Below are 16,328 nucleotides of genomic sequence, written 5' to 3' on the forward strand. Positions count from 1 at the left end.
GAACGCCTGTCGCGGCTGAAGCCGCTCCTACGAAGGGCAGAAGAGCGGAAAAGCAGCGAGCCGCCTCAACCGCGTCGTTGCAGCGCCGCCTGCAGCAGCGACTGGAACTGCGGCAGCGGGCACAGCCCGGTCCGTGCGTCGCTGCAACCAGGGATCTGCAGGGTTTGCAGCAGCGGCGGGTGGCGCAGGCTCAACGGGGTCAGTGCGCGCAACTGGTCCAGCGACTGCGCCTGGTAGCGCGCGCGCACGTAGCGCCGGCCGCTACGGGGATCGCGCAGTTGCTCCAGCACCAGCGCGCCGCCCGGGGGCGCGTCGTCGCGGCCGAAGCCGGGCAGATGGAAGTGCAGGTCGAGCAGGCCGCTAAGTGCGGCGATGTGGGTGTCGCTGGCGACCAGCACGCTCAGCCGCGGTGCGTCGGCGGCGCCCAGCGTGTCCAGCAGGCGGTGCGCCAGCGGCGCACCGGCGCGCGCGGCCATGTACTGCGGCCGCGCGTAGATCTCGAACAGCAAGGCGTGCAGCCGCGACACGGCGGCGATGCGTGTCGGCGTCGCGCGGCCCCAGCCGACCTGATCCAGCGGCAGGCCCTCGGCGTATTGCAGGATGAACACCTCGGCGGTGCCCGAGGTCAGGTCCAGCGGTCCGGGCAAGGCCAGGCTGCGCCCGTTCTCACCCGCGGTCAGCGACGAAGGCATGTGCGCGAAGTCGCAGGTCTCGCTGCAGCCAAGGATCTCCTGCATGGTCCGCAGTTCGCGCGCATACGGCGCCAGCACCGCGCCCGGGCCGCCGGTCTGGCGCTGGATCGATGCCACCGCGGCGGCGGCATCGAAGTCCACCGCACCGGCTTCCACCGGGCGGAACAGCGGGTCGTCGCTGCCCTCGGGCTGGTGGCCGGCCTGCAGATGGCAGCCGGGCGCCAGCGTGTCGGCAAGCACCTGCGCGCTGACGATGGTGCGCTGGTCGGTGTTGGCGTAGATGCTGACCGTGCCGTCGGCGGGGCAGCCCTGCGCCGGCAGCACGCCGTCGCGCTGCAGCCATTGCCGCGTGTAGTCGCCGCTGCGCTCCACCGCGGTGCGGCCGTGCGCGGTGAGCAGGCTCGGCGGCGTGTCCCACACCGGCCAGGGCTGCGGCGCCAAGGCGGCGGCTGCGGCCTCGCCCGGCAATGGCGCGCGCACACCGTGGCGGAACAGAATCCAGACCTTTTCCACCTGCAACGCGGGCGCGGCCTTGGGCGCCGGCCGCGCCTGCGCGCCCAATGCGGCAACCAGCAGCACGACCCACAGCATCCAACGCGTACCTGTTTTCATCATCGTCCCCAACATGGAAAGTCTCACGGTGCGGTCGTGCCGCACGCGGCCGTGACCGGGTCGCAGCGCAGCCCCGTGGCGATGCCGAGCCAGTAGCGCAGCCGCTGCGGATCCGGCGCGCCGGCGTAGTAATCGGTGCTGATCCATTGTGCGCCGGCCTCCAGTGCCGCCTGCGCGCGGTGGCGGTCATGCGCGCGCGCCTCGCGGCCGTCGGCGTCGGCACGGGTGCGCACCACGAACCCCTGCGCGACCAGCGCGCGGATCCGCGGCGCCTGCGCCAGCGGATCCTCGATCGACAGCACCGCGGCCTCCGGCTGGTCCGGCGCGTACCAGCCGAACATCATGCGGCCACGCAGCGATGGATGCTCCTGCCGATACAGCGCCTCGTGCCGCGGATTGCCATCGAGCACGAACAGCAGGCGGCCACGCGCCTGCGCCACGCGCGGCCAGGCATGCGCCAGCACCGCCTCGCGCAGCGTTGGCGCATCGCCGCGCACGTCGTCGGGCACGATCAGGCGCGCGCGTCCGACGACCGCGACGATGTCGCGGTCCAGCGTGTCCAGGTCGTTGGCGTCGAAAGCGGCACGGTGCGGCCACAGGCCCGGCACTGGATCGAAATCCACCGCGTTGACCAGCACCACCAGCGGCGTGTGCCGCGGGTGCGCGCGCGACCAGGCGGCGAGGACCGCCAGGCAGTCGCGAAAGCGCAGGCAATGGCTGGCGTAGTCCAGGCCCGGCTGGTGCAGGACCTTGGCGCCGGGTGCCTGCATGCGGGCCCGGGTCGTTGCATCGGCCCGCGCATAAGGCGCGGCGTACAGGCCGCCGTGCGGATCGGCGGCCACGTCGAGTTCGAGTTGCCGCAGCCCCAACGCGAGTTGCGCCTGCAGCGATGGATGGCCATAGGCCAGTGCCGGCCATTCGGCGGCATCGTGCGCCTGCAGGCGCCGCCGCACCTGCGCGGTCGGCACCGGGCGATAGCTGTTGTGCGAACCGAGCAATTGCACCTGATCCAGGCGCAGGTCGTCGATCGGCACCGTCACCGGTGCCTCTGTCGCCCTCGCCTCTCCCGGCAGGCCGATCAGCGCCAGCCAGGCGAGCAGTGGCGCGATGCCCACAACGCGCCACCCACCGCGCGACACGAGGCCGCGCGGCGGACGGCGACGCCTGGTATGCGCCGATGCCCGGTTCAGAACGTGTACTTCACGTTCAACAGCGCGGTGCGGCCGGCATCGACGATGTCGGAGATCGCAGTGCTGTTGTGGCCCACGTGCGCCCAGTAGCTCAGGCGGTTGGTGAGGTTGGCCACCGACAGGTCGGCGCGCAGGCGCGCGTTGAAGGTGTAGCCCACGTGCAGGTCCACGCGGGTGATCGGCTTGACCCACAGGTCGTCCCAGGTCGCGCCGCGGTTGTAGTAGTCGTACACCGAGACGTATTCGCCGGAATAGTGATAGGCCAGGTTCACCGACAGCGGGCCCTTCTCGTAGAACAGTTCGGCGTTGGCCATCAGGTCCGGCGCGTTCTGGATGCGCTCGTCGTGGAAGCCGTCCATGCCCAGGTCGACGCGGGTGGTCTGGCGGGTGAGGTTGGCGCCGATGCCGAAGCCGTCCAGCGGTGCCGGCAGGCCCTGCAGGGTCTGCCGTACCGTGGCTTCCACGCCGAGCACCTTGCCGTCGCCGCCGTTCTGCGGACGCACGTAGCGCACGTTGCCGGTGCCGGCGCTGCTGCCGGCGTTGGCCGGATCCGAGCCGCTCTCGTAGATGTAGTCGGTCAGGCGCTTGTAGTAGCCGGCCAGCATGGCGTGGCCGCCATGGCCGTTGTCCCACTCGCCGGACAGATCGACGTTGAGCGACTTGATCGGCTTCAGGTCCGGGTTGCCCTCGGTGATGACCGTGGTGCCGTCGCTGGAGACGTCGTAGTTGGCGCCGCCGCCGAGCTGCACCAGCGCCGGCCGGGTGTAGCTGGTCCACACCGAGGCGCGGTACACCGAGTTGCCGGCGCCCGGGCGGTAGTTCAGGAACACGCTCGGCAGCGGCATGTCGTAGCGGGTGCGGTTGCTGCTGAAAAAGCCGGGCAGCTCGTTGCCGCTGGCGTCTTCGGGCATGGTCCAGAAGGTGTTGCGGATGCTGGTGTGCTCGAAGCGCACGCCCGGGATCACTTCCAGGTCGCCGCTGCGGAACGTGGCCATCGCATACGCCGAGGTCACCGCTTCGTCGCCGCGCATGGTCGCGCAGTTCTGGTTGTTGATCGCCAGGCTGCCGCAGGTGTCGAAGCTGGCCGCGGTCAGGTGCTGAGCGATCATCGCCTTCAGCCCGCCGTTGCTGAGCTTAACCGTCGGCCACGCGTACTTGCCCGGGTAGACCGAATCGTACTGGCCGACCACCAAGCCGGTGTCGCGCAGCAGGGTGCCTTCGGTGAACTTGCTGTTGGTCCAGTCGCGCGAGGTGAAGTCGCGGGAGCTGTCGACGTACTTCACGCCGAACTGGATGTTGCTCAGCGCGCCTTGGTCGAGGTCGTAGCGCACGTCGAACTTGGCGCCGCCCTTGGTCTGGCCGCTGTAGGACTTGGTCAACTGGCCGTAGCGGCGCGCGTACAGGCCGCCGATGTCGCTGGCCTGGGCCTGGATCGCCGGGGTCAGCAGCGGCTTGGGGAAGCCTTCGCTGTCGTAGCCGGAGAAGGTCGTGGCGCCGTACGGGAACTGGGTGGAGGTGTACTGGTCCACGCGCGCGGAGATTTCCACGTGGTCCGGGCGATCGTTGTCGCCATAGCTGTAGAACAGGTTCGGCGACAGTGTCCAATTGCCGAGCTGCTTGTCGGCGCCGAACTGGAAGGTGGCCAGGTCGGCCACTTCCGGGTTGGTTTCGTACCAGTAGCGCACCGCCACGCGGTCGATCCGCGGCTGGTACACGCCGGTGCTGCCGATCTGCACCAGGCTCACGTTGGCCGGCACCAACTGCGTGTAGCCGGTGTTCTGCTCGGTCTTGGCGTAGGCGTAGGTGGCGCGCGCGTACAACTGCAGGCTCGGGTCGACATGCCAGTCGAAGGACACGTTGCCGCCGTAGCGCTTGGTGTCGCCGGCGGAGTAGCCGATGTTGGCGCCGGTGGCCATCAGCAAGTCCTGCGGATCGTAGCCAGTCGCAGGCTGGCCGCTGGCGGTGGTGCGCGAGAAGTACTTGCCCGACCAGTCGCCGCGCGAGGCGGCGGCGTTGGCCACTTCGCTGTTCACGTAGTGGCGCTCGTCGTAGTAGGCGCTGGCGTAAACGCCGAACTGGTGGTCTGCGCCGAACTTGGCGTGGAATTCGCCTGCCGCGCCTTCACCCAGGCCGTCGTCGCCGTAGTCGCGGGCGCGGCTTTCCATGCGCCCGCTGGCGGTGACGCTGCCGCCCGTCGCCTCGCTGTAGTCGAAGCCGCTGGGGGTGCGGTAGTCGATGGTGCCGCCGATCGCGTCGCCGTCCATCGCCGCGGTGGAGGTCTTGTTCAACACGATGGTCTGCAGGCCCGACGGCGGCAGCAGGCTCAGCTGCACGCTGCGGCTGTACGGCAGGCCCTGGGCGACGTTGACGCCATTGATCAGGTTGACGTTGTACTCGGCGTTGAGGCCGCGCACCGAGGCGAACATGCCCTCGCCGCGCGCGGCGCCGTCGACGCCGCCGAAGTACGACTGCCCGGTGTTCACCACGTTGACGCCGGGCAGCAAGCCCAACGCCTCGGCGATGTTGTGCACGGCGGTGTACTTCAGGTCGTCGGCGGACAGCACGTTGGCCGTGTTGGTCGCCGCCATCTGCATGTCCGCGGCGTTGTAGCGGGTGGCGGCGACGGTGACCTTGTCCAGGGTCTTGGCGCTGGCGTCGGACGCGGCGCCGCGCGTGTCCTGCGCATCCTGCGCCTGGGCCAAGGCCATCGGCGCGACACCGAGCAACGCCGCGGCGATCGCCCATGACAGGCGTTTGGGAAGATGGATCGAGTGCGACATGGAAAGTCCGGACGGAGGCGCGGCCGACGGAAGGCTCCGCAGGCCGGGCGATGGAGGGAGAGGCGCCGCGATCGCATTCACGGCGGCGCGCATTGTTGGCGCCGGCCGCTGCAATTTGATGACAACGATGTCATCAAGAAGCAAGGCCGCACAATTCCCTCGGTTTCATGCGCAACTCCGCATGATCGTGATGGCCGGCGGCGTCCGGAGGAGCGCGTCGCGCGGTGAGCAAGGGCGCATGCAGAACGCCACATCGGCCACCTGCGGCAGGCGCAGGATCACAACGGGGATCTCTGGCGACCTCAGCTACAACAGCGCGCCGCGTTACGGCGACAGCGCGGGCGTCGCGATGCGCGCAGGCCCAGCCCAGGCCGCGGCGCGCCCCCCGTCAGTGCGCCACGTCGCCTTCGGCCTGCAACTGCGCATGCAGGATGCGGCGGATCTCCAGGATCGCCTGCGGCGTCTCCTGCACGCTGTGCCCGGAGGTGATGACCAGTTCCGAGGCGGCACCCTCCAGATGCGCGCTGCGGTACGGCACCAGGCCGTCGTCGGAGTCGGCCAGCGGCACCGCCGGATCGCGGCGGGCGATGATCGAGTGGTAGCGCACCGCCGGCGAGATCGGCAGATCGGCCGCCGCGCGCACGAACGGGTCGGTGTCGCGCAGGTTGTCGATGCCGTTGGGCACGCGCGCCGGCACGCCGTCGTCGCCGCCGATATCGCGCATCACGTCGGCGAAGCGCGCCAGCAAGGCACCGGGCAGGCGGATCAGCCCGCCGACCAGGCGGCCGATGCCGCCTTCGGCGAACGCGGTGCCGCGGTGCGGCGCGGCGATGAAGATGGCGCGATCCACCTGCGGCTGCGGCGCGAAGCGCAGCAGCGGCTGCAGGCGCTCGCGGATCCGCGCACCACGTTCGCCGCTCAGGTCGCGGTTGGCCAGCAAGTCGTTCCAGATGCGGTCGCCGGTATCGCTGACCAGCAGCCGTGCGATGACGCCGCCCATGCTGTGGCCGATCAGCACCATGTGCTGCGAGGCCGGCGCCTGCCCCTGCGGATCGAAGTTGCGCAGGGTCCGCTGCAGCAGCGTCTCGATCTGCGCGCGGTTCCAGGCGATGGGCATGTTGGTCGGGTAGTAGACCTGCCAGATCTGGTAATGGCGGCGCAACTGCTCGTCGCCCATGATCTCGTTGGCGACGTTGACCCAGGCTTCCGGGCTGCTGGCCAGGCCATGCAGCATCACCACGATGCGCCGGTTCGGATCGTAGGGCTGCATCAGGTACAGATGCGGCTGCTCGAGGCCGTACTGGCGCCCGAGCGCCGAGCGCAGCGACTGCTTGGCGAACCCGGAGCGCGCCAGCCACAGCCCGTAGGCGGCGGTGAAGTTGGCCGCCAGCGGCAGCCGCTGGCCGTGCACCACGACCTCGTTGTCGCGGTAGGGATCGTAGGGCGCGATCACCACGCTGTGCGTGTCCAGCACCTGCGCCAGATCGTCGCCCTCGAAGCGTAGCAGTACCGTGGTCGGCGCGTAGGACAGTTCGCTGTAACCGGGGGTATCGGCGGCGGCCTGGCCAGGATGCGCGGCGGCCAGCACCGCGGTCGGATCGCCGACCTGCGCCGGCGACACTTCCGCCACCAGCTCCGCGCCGAAGCCGTCGCGGCGATAGGTGCTGCGCAGGCCGTCGAACCGCAGCGAGGCGGCCGGCACCATCGCGTTGGGCCGCGCCACGCCGCCCGGCAGGCGGAAGCTGTCCAGTTCCGCGCGTGCCTGCCAGCCGGCCGCGGCCAGCGTGTCGTCGTCGTGCAGGTCGCCGTTGGCGCTGCGCGCGCGCCAGCGCTCGAACAGACTGCCGACCACGTACTGCACCGCGTAGTTGTAGTAGTCGCGCACCTGCGTCTGCCGGTCCTCGAAGGCGCGCGCGCTGGCCGGGCGCTCGCTGTAGAACAGGTAGGCGTAGGCGTAGCGCGCGGTTTCCAGCCATGCCTGCAACGCCGCGTCGTCGAGCGCGGCGGCGCGCTTGGGCGAGCGCGTCATCGCCGCGCGCAGCCACAGTTCCGACAGCGTCGCCAGGCGTCGCTCCTCGTCCGGGCCCTGCACCGTGCGCAGTTGCGCGGCGCAGGCGGGAACGTCCGCTTCGCAGGTCTTGCGCTCGATCGCGACCACGCGCAGCGTCTCCTGGCTGGCGTCGCTGAGTTGGCCGGTACTGAGCACGTCGCCGCGCTTGGTCGCGATGTAGTCGTCGGCCGGACGCGATTGCACGGTGACCATGGCGCAACCGGAGCCGGCCAGCAGGCCCGTCGCCAGCAGCGCGCGCGCCGCCAGTTGCAGCACTGCGCGCGCGGCGCGGCTCACGGCGCCGCTCCGGCGGCATCGGCGCCGGGGATGCCGACGCGGATGCGTTGCGAGAAATCGGCGCCGGCGCCGGCCTGCCGCGCGCGCGCGGTGATGCGTCCGCGCGCCTGCAGCGTGGCCAGCGTGTAGCCGGGCACGAAGCCGTGCTGCGCGTAGACATACGACGGCAGATAGCCGGACAGCAGCAGCCGGTAGTCCAGCGGCAGCTGCGGCTCGAACTTGCGCACCAGCTCGAACACGATGGTGGTGCAGTTGCTGGTGGCGGTGTTGTAGAACCTGGGCGTGCGTTGCAACTGCTGCGCCCGCGCCACGTAGCCCATGAACAGCTGGCGCAGCTGCGCGCGCGGGATGTTGAGCCGGTACAGGTAGACGTCCTCGCCGCGCACGTTGCTGCGCACCGCGAGGATGTCGCGCTCGTCGGCGGCGACCATGATCTGTTCGAAATTGCGGAAGAAGCCGGCCAGCGCCGAGAACGCCTCGCCGCGCTCCTTGCGGATCTCCAGCGAGAACACCACCCGGCGCCCGTCGTCGAAGCCGAACGAGACCAGGGTGTGGGCGATCGCCGGCCCCATCCAGTAGGACAGCGCCAGATCCGCCGAGACCAGCCGGTCCAGGTCGTACTGGCGGGTCTCCCAGCGCGGGGTGTAGTCGCTGTCGCTGCGCCAGGCGAAGTTGCGTACGTTGTGCAGGGTGACCAGGTGGCCGTCGACCTGCGGCTGCAGGGTCCGCGCCACGTCGTCGGCCCAGTCGCGGTCCTGCTCGGGACGGATCTGCGACCAGCCGTACAGCAGCCCGGCGCAGCCGATGGCGAAGATCAAGGGCAGCACGCGGAACTCGCGCGAGTGGCGCAGGCCCCACAGCGCGGCGCCGCCCATCGCCAGCCACAACAGCGCCGAGGCGTAGCGCACCCCCGTGCCGGTATGCGGCAGGTAGGCCAGGAACAGCCCGCCCCAGACGCTGGCCAGCACGATCGCCAGCGCCGCGGCGGCGCGCAGCAGGCGCAGCGGCCAGCGCCGGCGCACGGGCGCGCGCGCATCTTCGCCGCGGGCCTGGCCACGGCGCTCTCGCCCGCGACGCGCGCTCACAGGGCGGCCGCCGCGGCGGGGGTGGCCAGCGCATGGCTCAACATCCGGCACGCGCGCAGCGCCAAGGCCTTGCGTTCAGCCTCGTTGGCACCGCGCTGGCAGGCGCCGAGCATGTCCAGCAACAGGCTCAGGTCCTCGCGTCCCAGGTCGGGACGGCACAGGCCCGCCTCGGTGGCGCGCTGCAGGAACGGCAGCAGGATGCCCATCACCCGCTCGTGCGCCAGCTCGACCGCCGGATGCTCGCGTGGCATCGAGCGCCAATAGTCGGCCAGCGGCGCGGACATCGCGATGTGCTCGGCCAGGTCGCGCAGCAGCAGGAACAGGCCGTCGGGGCGCTCGCCGATCTCGCGTGCGCAGCCCTCCAGCCCGTCCAGGGCGCGATGTAGCAGCGCCAGCATCAACTCGGTGCGATCGGCGAAATTGCGGTACAGGGTGGCGCGGCCCAGGCCGGCGCGCTCGACCACCAGTTCCAGGGGCGCCAGGACGCCGTGTTCGCAGAAGATATCGTCGGCCGCGTCGAGCAGCAGGCGGCGGCGGTGGGCGGCATCGGCACGGAGTTCCATGCCGCGAATTATCGGACAATTTTGTCCGCTTGCAAGCGCAGCGACGCGACGGGCGCGGCGCGCGGCCCGCCGGCGGCCTCGCCACGGGCCGTTCCGGCGCACGCGGGCCGCAACGTCAGCCGGTGTTCTGCACGCCCTGCGCGACCCCGTTGACGCAGGCCACCAGCGCCCGCAGCAGATCCTCGTCCTCGCCGTCGGTGGCGCGCCAGCGCTGCAGCAGGTCCACCTGCAGCACGCTGATCGGATCGATGTAGGGATTGCGCAGGCGGATCGACAGGGCCAGCCGCGGATCGTGCTGCAGCAGCGCGGCCTGCCCGGTCAGCGTCTTCACCCAGCCCTTGGTCAACGCCAGTTCGTCGCGGATACGCGGGAAGAAGCGCGCATGCAGCGGCCCGGCCAGGCGCGAGAACATCTCGGCGATGTTGAGGTCGCCCTTGGACAGGACCATGGCGATGTCGTCGAGGAAGGTACGGAAGAACGGCCAGTGCGCGGCCATCTCGCGCAGCGTGTCCTCATGGCCGGCCTCGACCGCCGCGCGCAGGCCGCTGCCGACGCCGTACCAGCCCGGAATCACCGCGCGCGCCTGGCTCCAGGCGAACACCCAGGGGATCGCGCGCAGGTTGCCCAGCGCCGCGTCCTGGCCCAGCCGCCGCGACGGCCGCGAGCCCAGGGTCATGCGCTCGATCACGTCGATGGGCGTGGCCAGGCGGAAATAGCGCATGAACTCGGCGTCGCCGACGAAATCGCGATACGCGGCGGTGCTGTGCTCGGCGACGATGTCCATCACCGGCCGCCATGCGTCCTCGCGCGCGTCCGCCGCGCGCGGGCGCAGGCTCGACAGCAGCACCGCGCCGGTCATCTGCTCCAGCGAGCGCAGCGCCAGCGCGCGGATGCCGTACTTGCGGTGGATCACCTCGCCCTGCTCGGTCACGCGCAGGCGGCCGTCGACGCTGCCGCGCGGCGCCGCCTCCAGCGCGCGCGTGGTCTTGCCGCCGCCGCGCACGATCGAGCCGCCGCGGCCGTGGAAGAAGGTCAGGCGGATGCCGAGGTCGGCCGCCGCCTCCAGCAGTTCCACCTGCGCGCGCTGCAGGCCCCAGCGCGAGGCGGCGATGCCGCCGTCCTTGCCGCTGTCCGAATAACCCAGCATCACCATCTGCACGTCGTCGCGCGCGGCCAGGTGGCGGCGGTAGACCGGGTCGGCGAGCAGATCGCGCAGGGTCGCGGTGCCGCCGCGCAGGTCGTCCACGGTCTCGAACAGCGGCACGATGTCCAGCGGCACCGCGCCGGCGGCGTCGGTCAGGCCGCCGCGCCGCGCCAGCGCCAGCACGGTCAATACGTCGGCGCGGTTGTGCGCCATGCTGATGATGTAGCTGCCCAGCGCGTCGGCGCCGTGGCGCGCGCGCGCGTCGGCGAGCGCGGCGAACACCGCGTCCAGGCGCGCGTTGCCGGCATCGTCGGGCGCCGTCTGCAGGGTCTGCTCGCCGCCGGCGTAGGCGCCGAGCACGCTGGCGCGCTCCTCGGGCGTCTTCGCCTCCCAGTCGTCCTCGCCCAGCGCCGCGGCCACCGCGCGCGCATGCACGCTCGATTCCTGGCGCACGTCCAGCCGCGCCAGGTGGAAACCGAAGCTGCGCACCCGCCACAGCAGCCGGCGCACCGCGAACCAGCCGGCGTGCAGGCCCTTGTTGGCCTGCAGGCTGTCCAGGATCAGTTGCAGGTCCTGCTCCAGTTCGGCCGGCGCGGTGTAGGCGCCGGGCGCATCGTCCAGCGTGGCCTGCAGCCGCGCCCGCATCAGGTCGTTGAGCAGGCGGTACGGCATGTCGGCGTGGCGCGGCCGCGACCGCGCGGCGGCCTCGGGCAGCAGTTGCCGGTAGCGCTGCAATTGCGCCAGCAGCGCGTCGCTGACCGCGACCAGGGTGGTCGACTGGCTGAGCAGGCTGGCCAGTTGCCACAGTTCCTTCAGATAGCGGTCCAGCACCGCGCGCCGCTGCGCGTCGAGCGTGGCGGTGATGGTGCCGGCATCCACGTTCGGGTTGCCGTCCATGTCGCCGCCGACCCAGGTGCCGAAGCGCAGCAGCCGCGGCAGCGGCAGCGCCGTGCCGTAGGTTTCCTGGATCGCGTGCTCCAGGGTTTCGTACATCACCGGGATCACCCGGTACAGCACCTGGGTCAGGTAGAAGCCGACGTGCTCGCGCTCGTCGTCCACGGTCGGCCGCACCGGCGAGGAATCGGCGGTCTGCCACGAGGCGGTCAGGGCCATGCGGAAGCGCGCCGCGTCGGTGGCGCGCTCGCCGGGCGTGCGCATGCCGTCGAGGTTGTCGACCAGGCTGGCCACCATCAACTGCTCTTTTTCCAGCAGCGCGCGGCGCACCGCCTCGGTCGGGTGCGCGGTGAACACCGGCTCCACGTCGATGCGCGGCAGCCAGTCGCCCAGTTCCTGCACGCTCACGCCCTGCGCCTTGAGCCGGCGCAAGGCGTCGTGCAGGCCGTCCGGCTGCGGCGTATCGGCGCTGCTGCGCTGGTAGTCGCGGCGGCGGCGGATGCGGTGCACGCGCTCGGCGATGTTGACCACCTGGAAGTAGGTGCTGAAGGCGCGCACCAGCGCCTCGGCGTCGCGCGGGGCACGGCCGGACAACTGCTCGCTCAGCGAGGACGGCGGCGCGTCGCTTTCGCGGCGCGCGATCGCGGTGGTGCGGATGGATTCGATCTCGTCGAGGAACTGCGCAGACACCTGTTCGGCGAGCAGGTCGCCGACCAGGGCCCCCAATCGGCGCACGTCGTCGCGCAGGGGAATGTCGGGTGTGGCGAACACGATGCTGCTGCGGTACTCGTTCATCGGAAAACGCATGGCTCGGCGAGGGGGGCGCCGCAAGCCTAACCCAAAAGTATTAGACGCTCGCCCGGAGCGGCGACGGTTTCAAAGCGAACCATCGTGGCCAGCGCCCTTGGCACGACGGTGTGGCGAGGGGCAGCGCAGCGGTAGCGTGCCGAGCACTCGCGACACGATCGCCGCAAGGACGCGAGCAGCACGCCGGGCGATGCCCGGGGAGCCTGTGCACCGACACCCGCCCGGCCACCGGGGCCGGCCGACGGTGCGGCCTGCCGCGCCGGACCGATGGTGAGCACCGCGTCCCAGCCCGCCCGCCCGCGTTCAAGCGCCGCGCACAGCAGCCGCTATAATCGACCACCCCTCCGCCGAGGGGCGCTGCGACCGTGTCGATGCGGGGCTCTCGCCCCCCGACCCGGCCAGGCTCGGCGGCAGGCTTGAGCGACAACGGCGCCCGGACTTCGCGAGTTTCTCGCCATTGACCGGAGCTTTATCGATGAACGCTGCACTCAAGAGCTTTTCCACCGAGGGCGACTACAAGGTCGCCGACATTTCCCTGGCCGATTGGGGCCGCAAGGAACTGGACATCGCCGAGCACGAGATGCCGGGCCTGATGTCGATCCGCCGCCAGTACGCCGCCGCCAAGCCGCTGGCCGGCGTGCGCGTCACCGGCTCGCTGCACATGACCATCCAGACCGCGGTGCTGATCGAGACGCTGAAGGACATCGGCGCGGACGTGCGCTGGGCCTCGTGCAACATCTTCTCCACCCAGGACCACGCCGCCGCGGCCATCGCCGCCACCGGCACCCCGGTGTTCGCCTGGAAGGGCGAGACCCTGGAGGAATACTGGGATTGCACCCTGGACGCGCTGACCTTCACCCTGGCCGACGGCACCCAGACCGGCCCGGAGCTGGTGGTGGACGACGGCGGCGACGTCACCCTGCTGATCCACAAGGGCTACGAGCTGGAGAACGGCTCCAAGTGGGTGGACGAGCCGGCTTCCTCGCACGAGGAGCAGGTCATCAAGAACCTGCTCAAGCGCGTGGCGGTGGAGCGCCCGGGCTACTGGACCCGCGTGGTCAAGGACTGGAAGGGCGTCTCCGAGGAGACCACCACCGGCGTGCACCGCCTGTACCAGTTGGCTGAGGCCGGCACCCTGCTGGTGCCGTCGATCAACGTCAACGACTCGGTGACCAAGAGCAAGTTCGACAACCTGTACGGCTGCCGCGAGTCGCTGGCCGACGGCCTCAAGCGCGCGATGGACGTGATGCTGGCCGGCAAGGTCGCGGTGGTCTGCGGCTACGGCGACGTCGGCAAGGGCTCGGCGCACAGCCTGCGCGCCTACGGCGCCCGCGTCATCGTCACCGAGATCGACCCGATCTGCGCGCTGCAGGCGGCGATGGAAGGCTTCGAGGTCAACACCGTCGAGGACAGCCTGGGTCTGGCCGACATCTACGTCACCACCACCGGCAACAAGGACATCATCCGCATCGAGCACCTGACGCAGATGAAGGACCAGGCCATCGTCTGCAACATCGGCCACTTCGACAACGAGATCCAGGTCGAGGCGCTGTACAAGTACCCGGGCGTGCAGAAGATCAACATCAAGCCGCAGGTGGACAAGTTCGTGTTCCCCAACGGCAACGCGATCTTCCTGCTGGCCGAGGGCCGCCTGGTCAACCTGGGCTGCGCCACCGGCCACCCGAGCTTCGTGATGTCCAACAGCTTCGCCAACCAGACCCTGGCGCAGATCGACCTGTGGCAGAACAAGGACAGCTACGAGAAGCAGGTCTACCGCCTGCCGAAGAAGCTGGACGAGGAAGTGGCGCGCCTGCACCTGGAAAAGATCGGCGTGAAGCTGACCAAGCTCAGCGACGACCAGGCCGCCTACCTCGGCGTGTCGGTCGACGGGCCGTACAAGCCGGAGCATTACCGCTACTGAGTGTGCGGCGGTTGGTTCGCCGAACACGAAGAGCCAGCGAACGGGCGCCGAAAGGCGCCCGTTTTCCATTGGTGGCGGATTCCCCATGGCCGTGCGCGGCACAGGCGGCAGGCAGGCGGCGCGGCGTGTCATCGCTCACGCACATCGCTCTTTCGCTGCTGCCACCACCCGCGAAGATCCGCTAGAGTCCGGCCACAGCCGTCCGCTGCGGCAATGAGATGACCACTAATGCCGCACTCGCTCATACTCCCGATGGCTGCGCATGTCGCACTCGTTGCCTGTCTCTACGTCCTGCTGACGGTTGCCCGCGCCCCGGTGGCCTGGGGCATCGGCTGGCGAGCGGATGGGGGCAGCCCCTGGGCTTCCGTCGAGCCACGGATCGGTGCGAACCTGTCCAATCAGTTCGAGTGGCCGTTGTTCTTCCATGTCGCCTGTCTGATCCTCCTGCAGTTGCAAGCCGCGACGGCGACCGCGGTGATGCTGGCCTGGATCTTCGTGTGCGGTCGCTTGCTGCATAGCGCGGTGCAGATCCTCACCGCCAATGTGAGGCTCCGGGGTGTCGTGTTCACCATCAACTTTCTCGCGGCGCTCGGTCTTTGGACCCAAGTCGTGCGCGCAGCGGCCACGGCGGCGCCCTGACGATGCAACTGGCGCGCCATCGGCCGACCATGTGCGATCGGATCCCGGTCTTCGGCGCCTGCAGATCGCGCGCGGTGGCGGCAGACATGCCACGGCGCCGACGCTGACGACGATCGCGGAACGTGCGCTGGTGCTGGCCGCGGCAGTGCGACGACCAGGCCGCCTATCTCGGCGCGTCGGTCGACGGGCCATACAAGCCGGAGCATTGACGCGATCGATCGGCCGATTGGATGGACCGGCATGGTGTAATGCAAAGGCGCGACCGATCGGTCGCGCTTTTTTCATGGAGGAGAGATCCAGTTGAACACCCCTCACGACGCCGTCAGCCGACACCACAACACCGCTGCGAGCACCACCACTGCCCATGCCTTGCAACTGCTGGACATCGGCAGCGACTGGCAGCTCCTCCGAGGCCCGCAGCACGTCACCGGTGGCGCCTGGCGCCTACCTGCGGCCTTCGTGGTGATCGACGGCGACCTGCGGATCGACGGCAACCTCATCGTGGCAACCGGCCGGCATGATCAGGGCGCGCTGATCGTGCTGGGCAATGTCCACTGCCGCAACCTGATCACCGGCCACGACCACCATCTTGCGATCAGCGGCGATCTGGTGGCGACCGAAGCCGTCCTCGCCTGCCTTGGCGACAGCACCACGCACGTCGGCGGCAGCGTCCGCGCCGATACCGTGATCTCCGGCGCCGGAGCGTGGCTCACCCTGGCATCCGCCGACGCGTTCCAGGCCTCGCGTTGCGACGACTACGTCATGATCGGGCAGACGCCATCGAAGCTGGTCACGCCCACCCCCTTGGCCGACCTCGTGGTCGACGCAGTCCTCGATCGCGACGACTGGGACGCGATGGACGCCGACGAGCGCGACGACGAGGACATCGGCGACTACGTGGTACTGGACGAAGCGGCTGCACTTTCGGCCCTCGCAAAGGGCCAAGGAATCCTGCGCGGCTGAGTCCCGTGGGTGGCGCACCGCAGATGCCCTTCCACATCCCCGGTTCCGCTCAGGCTTGCGTGCATCCCGCGCTGGCGGCGCGCGACACTGCGCGGCGCCGGCTTGGGTGACGCCGGGACCGATCACGCGCCCTTCTTGTTGCCGAAGCGTGGTGCGTTGGCTGCGACGCGACGGCGGCAGCAGCCAACGCCCGCATCGGCACAGTGCTTGTTCGCAGCGCGGGCGAATGCTAGCGTCGCGTCGGCCTACAACCAGGGACGGCAGCATGAGCGAACATGACAGTTCAGCAGGCGGATCGTCGCGACGGCTTGTGCGCGATCTTCGCCATCCACAGGGCTCCTGGAGGACGCCGCGATCGCCCTCGATCCTGTGGCGTAGCTTGTCGTGCCTTACTGCGCTCGTGCTGCTCGCCGGCTGCGCCAAGAATCTGCAGCACGCACAACTGAACAACATTCCGTTGGCCGAGAAGCCGGCGATCCCCGCGACGCAGTCCGCCTGCGAGGCGGCGGGGCAGTTCTGGACGCAGCAAGGCCTGTCTGGCGGTCCGAAGTCGTGCGCGTTCAAGACCACGAACGACCTTCCCGAAGGCGCCCAGGCGATCGGCAGTTGCTCGGAATGGGTAACGACCTTCGGCTGCTACAAGTTCATCGACGGCGGACGGGTCAGCATGATCTGCGCCGACTGAGCTCGG

11 protein-coding genes and 1 riboswitch are annotated in these 16,328 nt (G+C 70.0%); of the genes, 4 read left to right on the forward strand and 7 right to left on the reverse strand.

What is annotated here, in order from left to right; all coding sequences use genetic code 11:
- Nucleotides 1-65: 65 nt before the first annotated feature.
- From AB3X07_RS18560 to ppc, 7 genes are all read right to left on the reverse strand, one after another.
- Complete coding sequence (locus AB3X07_RS18560; protein WP_369940200.1) at nucleotides 66-1,349, reverse strand: histidine-type phosphatase; 1,284 nt, start codon at nucleotides 1,347-1,349, stop codon at nucleotides 66-68.
- On the reverse strand, nucleotides 1,328-2,419 hold the full coding sequence (locus tag AB3X07_RS18565; protein WP_369940202.1) for a Ca2+-dependent phosphoinositide-specific phospholipase C: 1,092 nt from the start codon (nucleotides 2,417-2,419) through the stop codon (nucleotides 1,328-1,330). The genes AB3X07_RS18560 and AB3X07_RS18565 overlap by 22 nt, the downstream gene beginning before the upstream one ends.
- A 71-nt stretch (nucleotides 2,420-2,490) precedes the next feature.
- A complete protein-coding gene (locus AB3X07_RS18570; RefSeq protein WP_369940204.1) occupies nucleotides 2,491-5,274 on the reverse strand; it encodes a TonB-dependent receptor in 2,784 nt (927 codons plus the stop codon).
- Nucleotides 5,275-5,662: 388 nt separating this feature from the next.
- Complete coding sequence (locus AB3X07_RS18575) at nucleotides 5,663-7,537, reverse strand: esterase/lipase family protein (RefSeq protein ID WP_369944806.1); 1,875 nt, start codon at nucleotides 7,535-7,537, stop codon at nucleotides 5,663-5,665.
- Nucleotides 7,538-7,617: 80 nt separating this feature from the next.
- Nucleotides 7,618-8,643, reverse strand: a complete 1,026-nt coding sequence (locus AB3X07_RS18580) for a DUF4105 domain-containing protein (RefSeq protein WP_369940206.1) — start codon at nucleotides 8,641-8,643, stop codon at nucleotides 7,618-7,620.
- Between the two features lie 59 nt (nucleotides 8,644-8,702).
- Nucleotides 8,703-9,269 carry a TetR/AcrR family transcriptional regulator gene (locus AB3X07_RS18585; protein WP_369940207.1) on the reverse strand — a complete coding sequence of 189 codons (567 nt, stop codon included), beginning with the start codon at nucleotides 9,267-9,269 and terminating at the stop codon, nucleotides 8,703-8,705.
- Between the two features lie 115 nt (nucleotides 9,270-9,384).
- On the reverse strand, nucleotides 9,385-12,102 hold the full coding sequence (gene ppc, locus AB3X07_RS18590; protein ID WP_369940209.1) for a phosphoenolpyruvate carboxylase: 2,718 nt from the start codon (nucleotides 12,100-12,102) through the stop codon (nucleotides 9,385-9,387).
- 355 nt (nucleotides 12,103-12,457) lie between these two features.
- Nucleotides 12,458-12,556: riboswitch (S-adenosyl-L-homocysteine riboswitch) on the forward strand.
- 33 nt (nucleotides 12,557-12,589) lie between these two features.
- Here ppc and ahcY point away from each other — a divergent pair.
- The 4 genes from ahcY (at nucleotide 12,590) to AB3X07_RS18610 (ending at nucleotide 16,322) form a co-directional block, all read left to right on the forward strand.
- Nucleotides 12,590-14,035: an adenosylhomocysteinase gene (gene ahcY, locus AB3X07_RS18595; RefSeq protein WP_369940211.1), complete on the forward strand. Its 1,446-nt coding sequence runs from the start codon at nucleotides 12,590-12,592 to the stop codon at nucleotides 14,033-14,035.
- Between the two features lie 228 nt (nucleotides 14,036-14,263).
- A complete protein-coding gene (locus tag AB3X07_RS18600) occupies nucleotides 14,264-14,674 on the forward strand; it encodes an MAPEG family protein (protein WP_369940212.1) in 411 nt (136 codons plus the stop codon).
- 300 nt (nucleotides 14,675-14,974) lie between these two features.
- Nucleotides 14,975-15,637: a hypothetical protein gene (locus AB3X07_RS18605; protein WP_369940213.1), complete on the forward strand. Its 663-nt coding sequence runs from the start codon at nucleotides 14,975-14,977 to the stop codon at nucleotides 15,635-15,637.
- Nucleotides 15,638-15,902: 265 nt separating this feature from the next.
- Complete coding sequence (locus AB3X07_RS18610) at nucleotides 15,903-16,322, forward strand: hypothetical protein (protein WP_369940214.1); 420 nt, start codon at nucleotides 15,903-15,905, stop codon at nucleotides 16,320-16,322.
- Nucleotides 16,323-16,328: the final 6 nt, after the last annotated feature.

It is taken from the genome of Xanthomonas sp. DAR 35659, from assembly GCF_041242975.1.
Classification (GTDB): Bacteria; Pseudomonadota; Gammaproteobacteria; order Xanthomonadales; family Xanthomonadaceae; genus Xanthomonas_A; species Xanthomonas_A medicagonis.

What these genes read in the sequence shown, in the direction of transcription:
- AB3X07_RS18570 (WP_369940204.1), bottom strand. Translation starts at nt 5,274, where the DNA reads ATGTCGCACTCGATCCATCTTCCCAAACGCCTGTCATGGGCGATCGCC.
- AB3X07_RS18575 (WP_369944806.1), bottom strand. Translation starts at nt 7,537, where the DNA reads ATGGTCACCGTGCAATCGCGTCCGGCCGACGACTACATCGCGACCAAG.
- AB3X07_RS18585 (WP_369940207.1), bottom strand. Translation starts at nt 9,269, where the DNA reads ATGGAACTCCGTGCCGATGCCGCCCACCGCCGCCGCCTGCTGCTCGAC.
- ppc (WP_369940209.1), bottom strand. Translation starts at nt 12,102, where the DNA reads ATGAACGAGTACCGCAGCAGCATCGTGTTCGCCACACCCGACATTCCC.
- ahcY (WP_369940211.1), top strand. Translation starts at nt 12,590, where the DNA reads ATGAACGCTGCACTCAAGAGCTTTTCCACCGAGGGCGACTACAAGGTC.
- AB3X07_RS18600 (WP_369940212.1), top strand. Translation starts at nt 14,264, where the DNA reads ATGCCGCACTCGCTCATACTCCCGATGGCTGCGCATGTCGCACTCGTT.
- AB3X07_RS18610 (WP_369940214.1), top strand. Translation starts at nt 15,903, where the DNA reads ATGAGCGAACATGACAGTTCAGCAGGCGGATCGTCGCGACGGCTTGTG.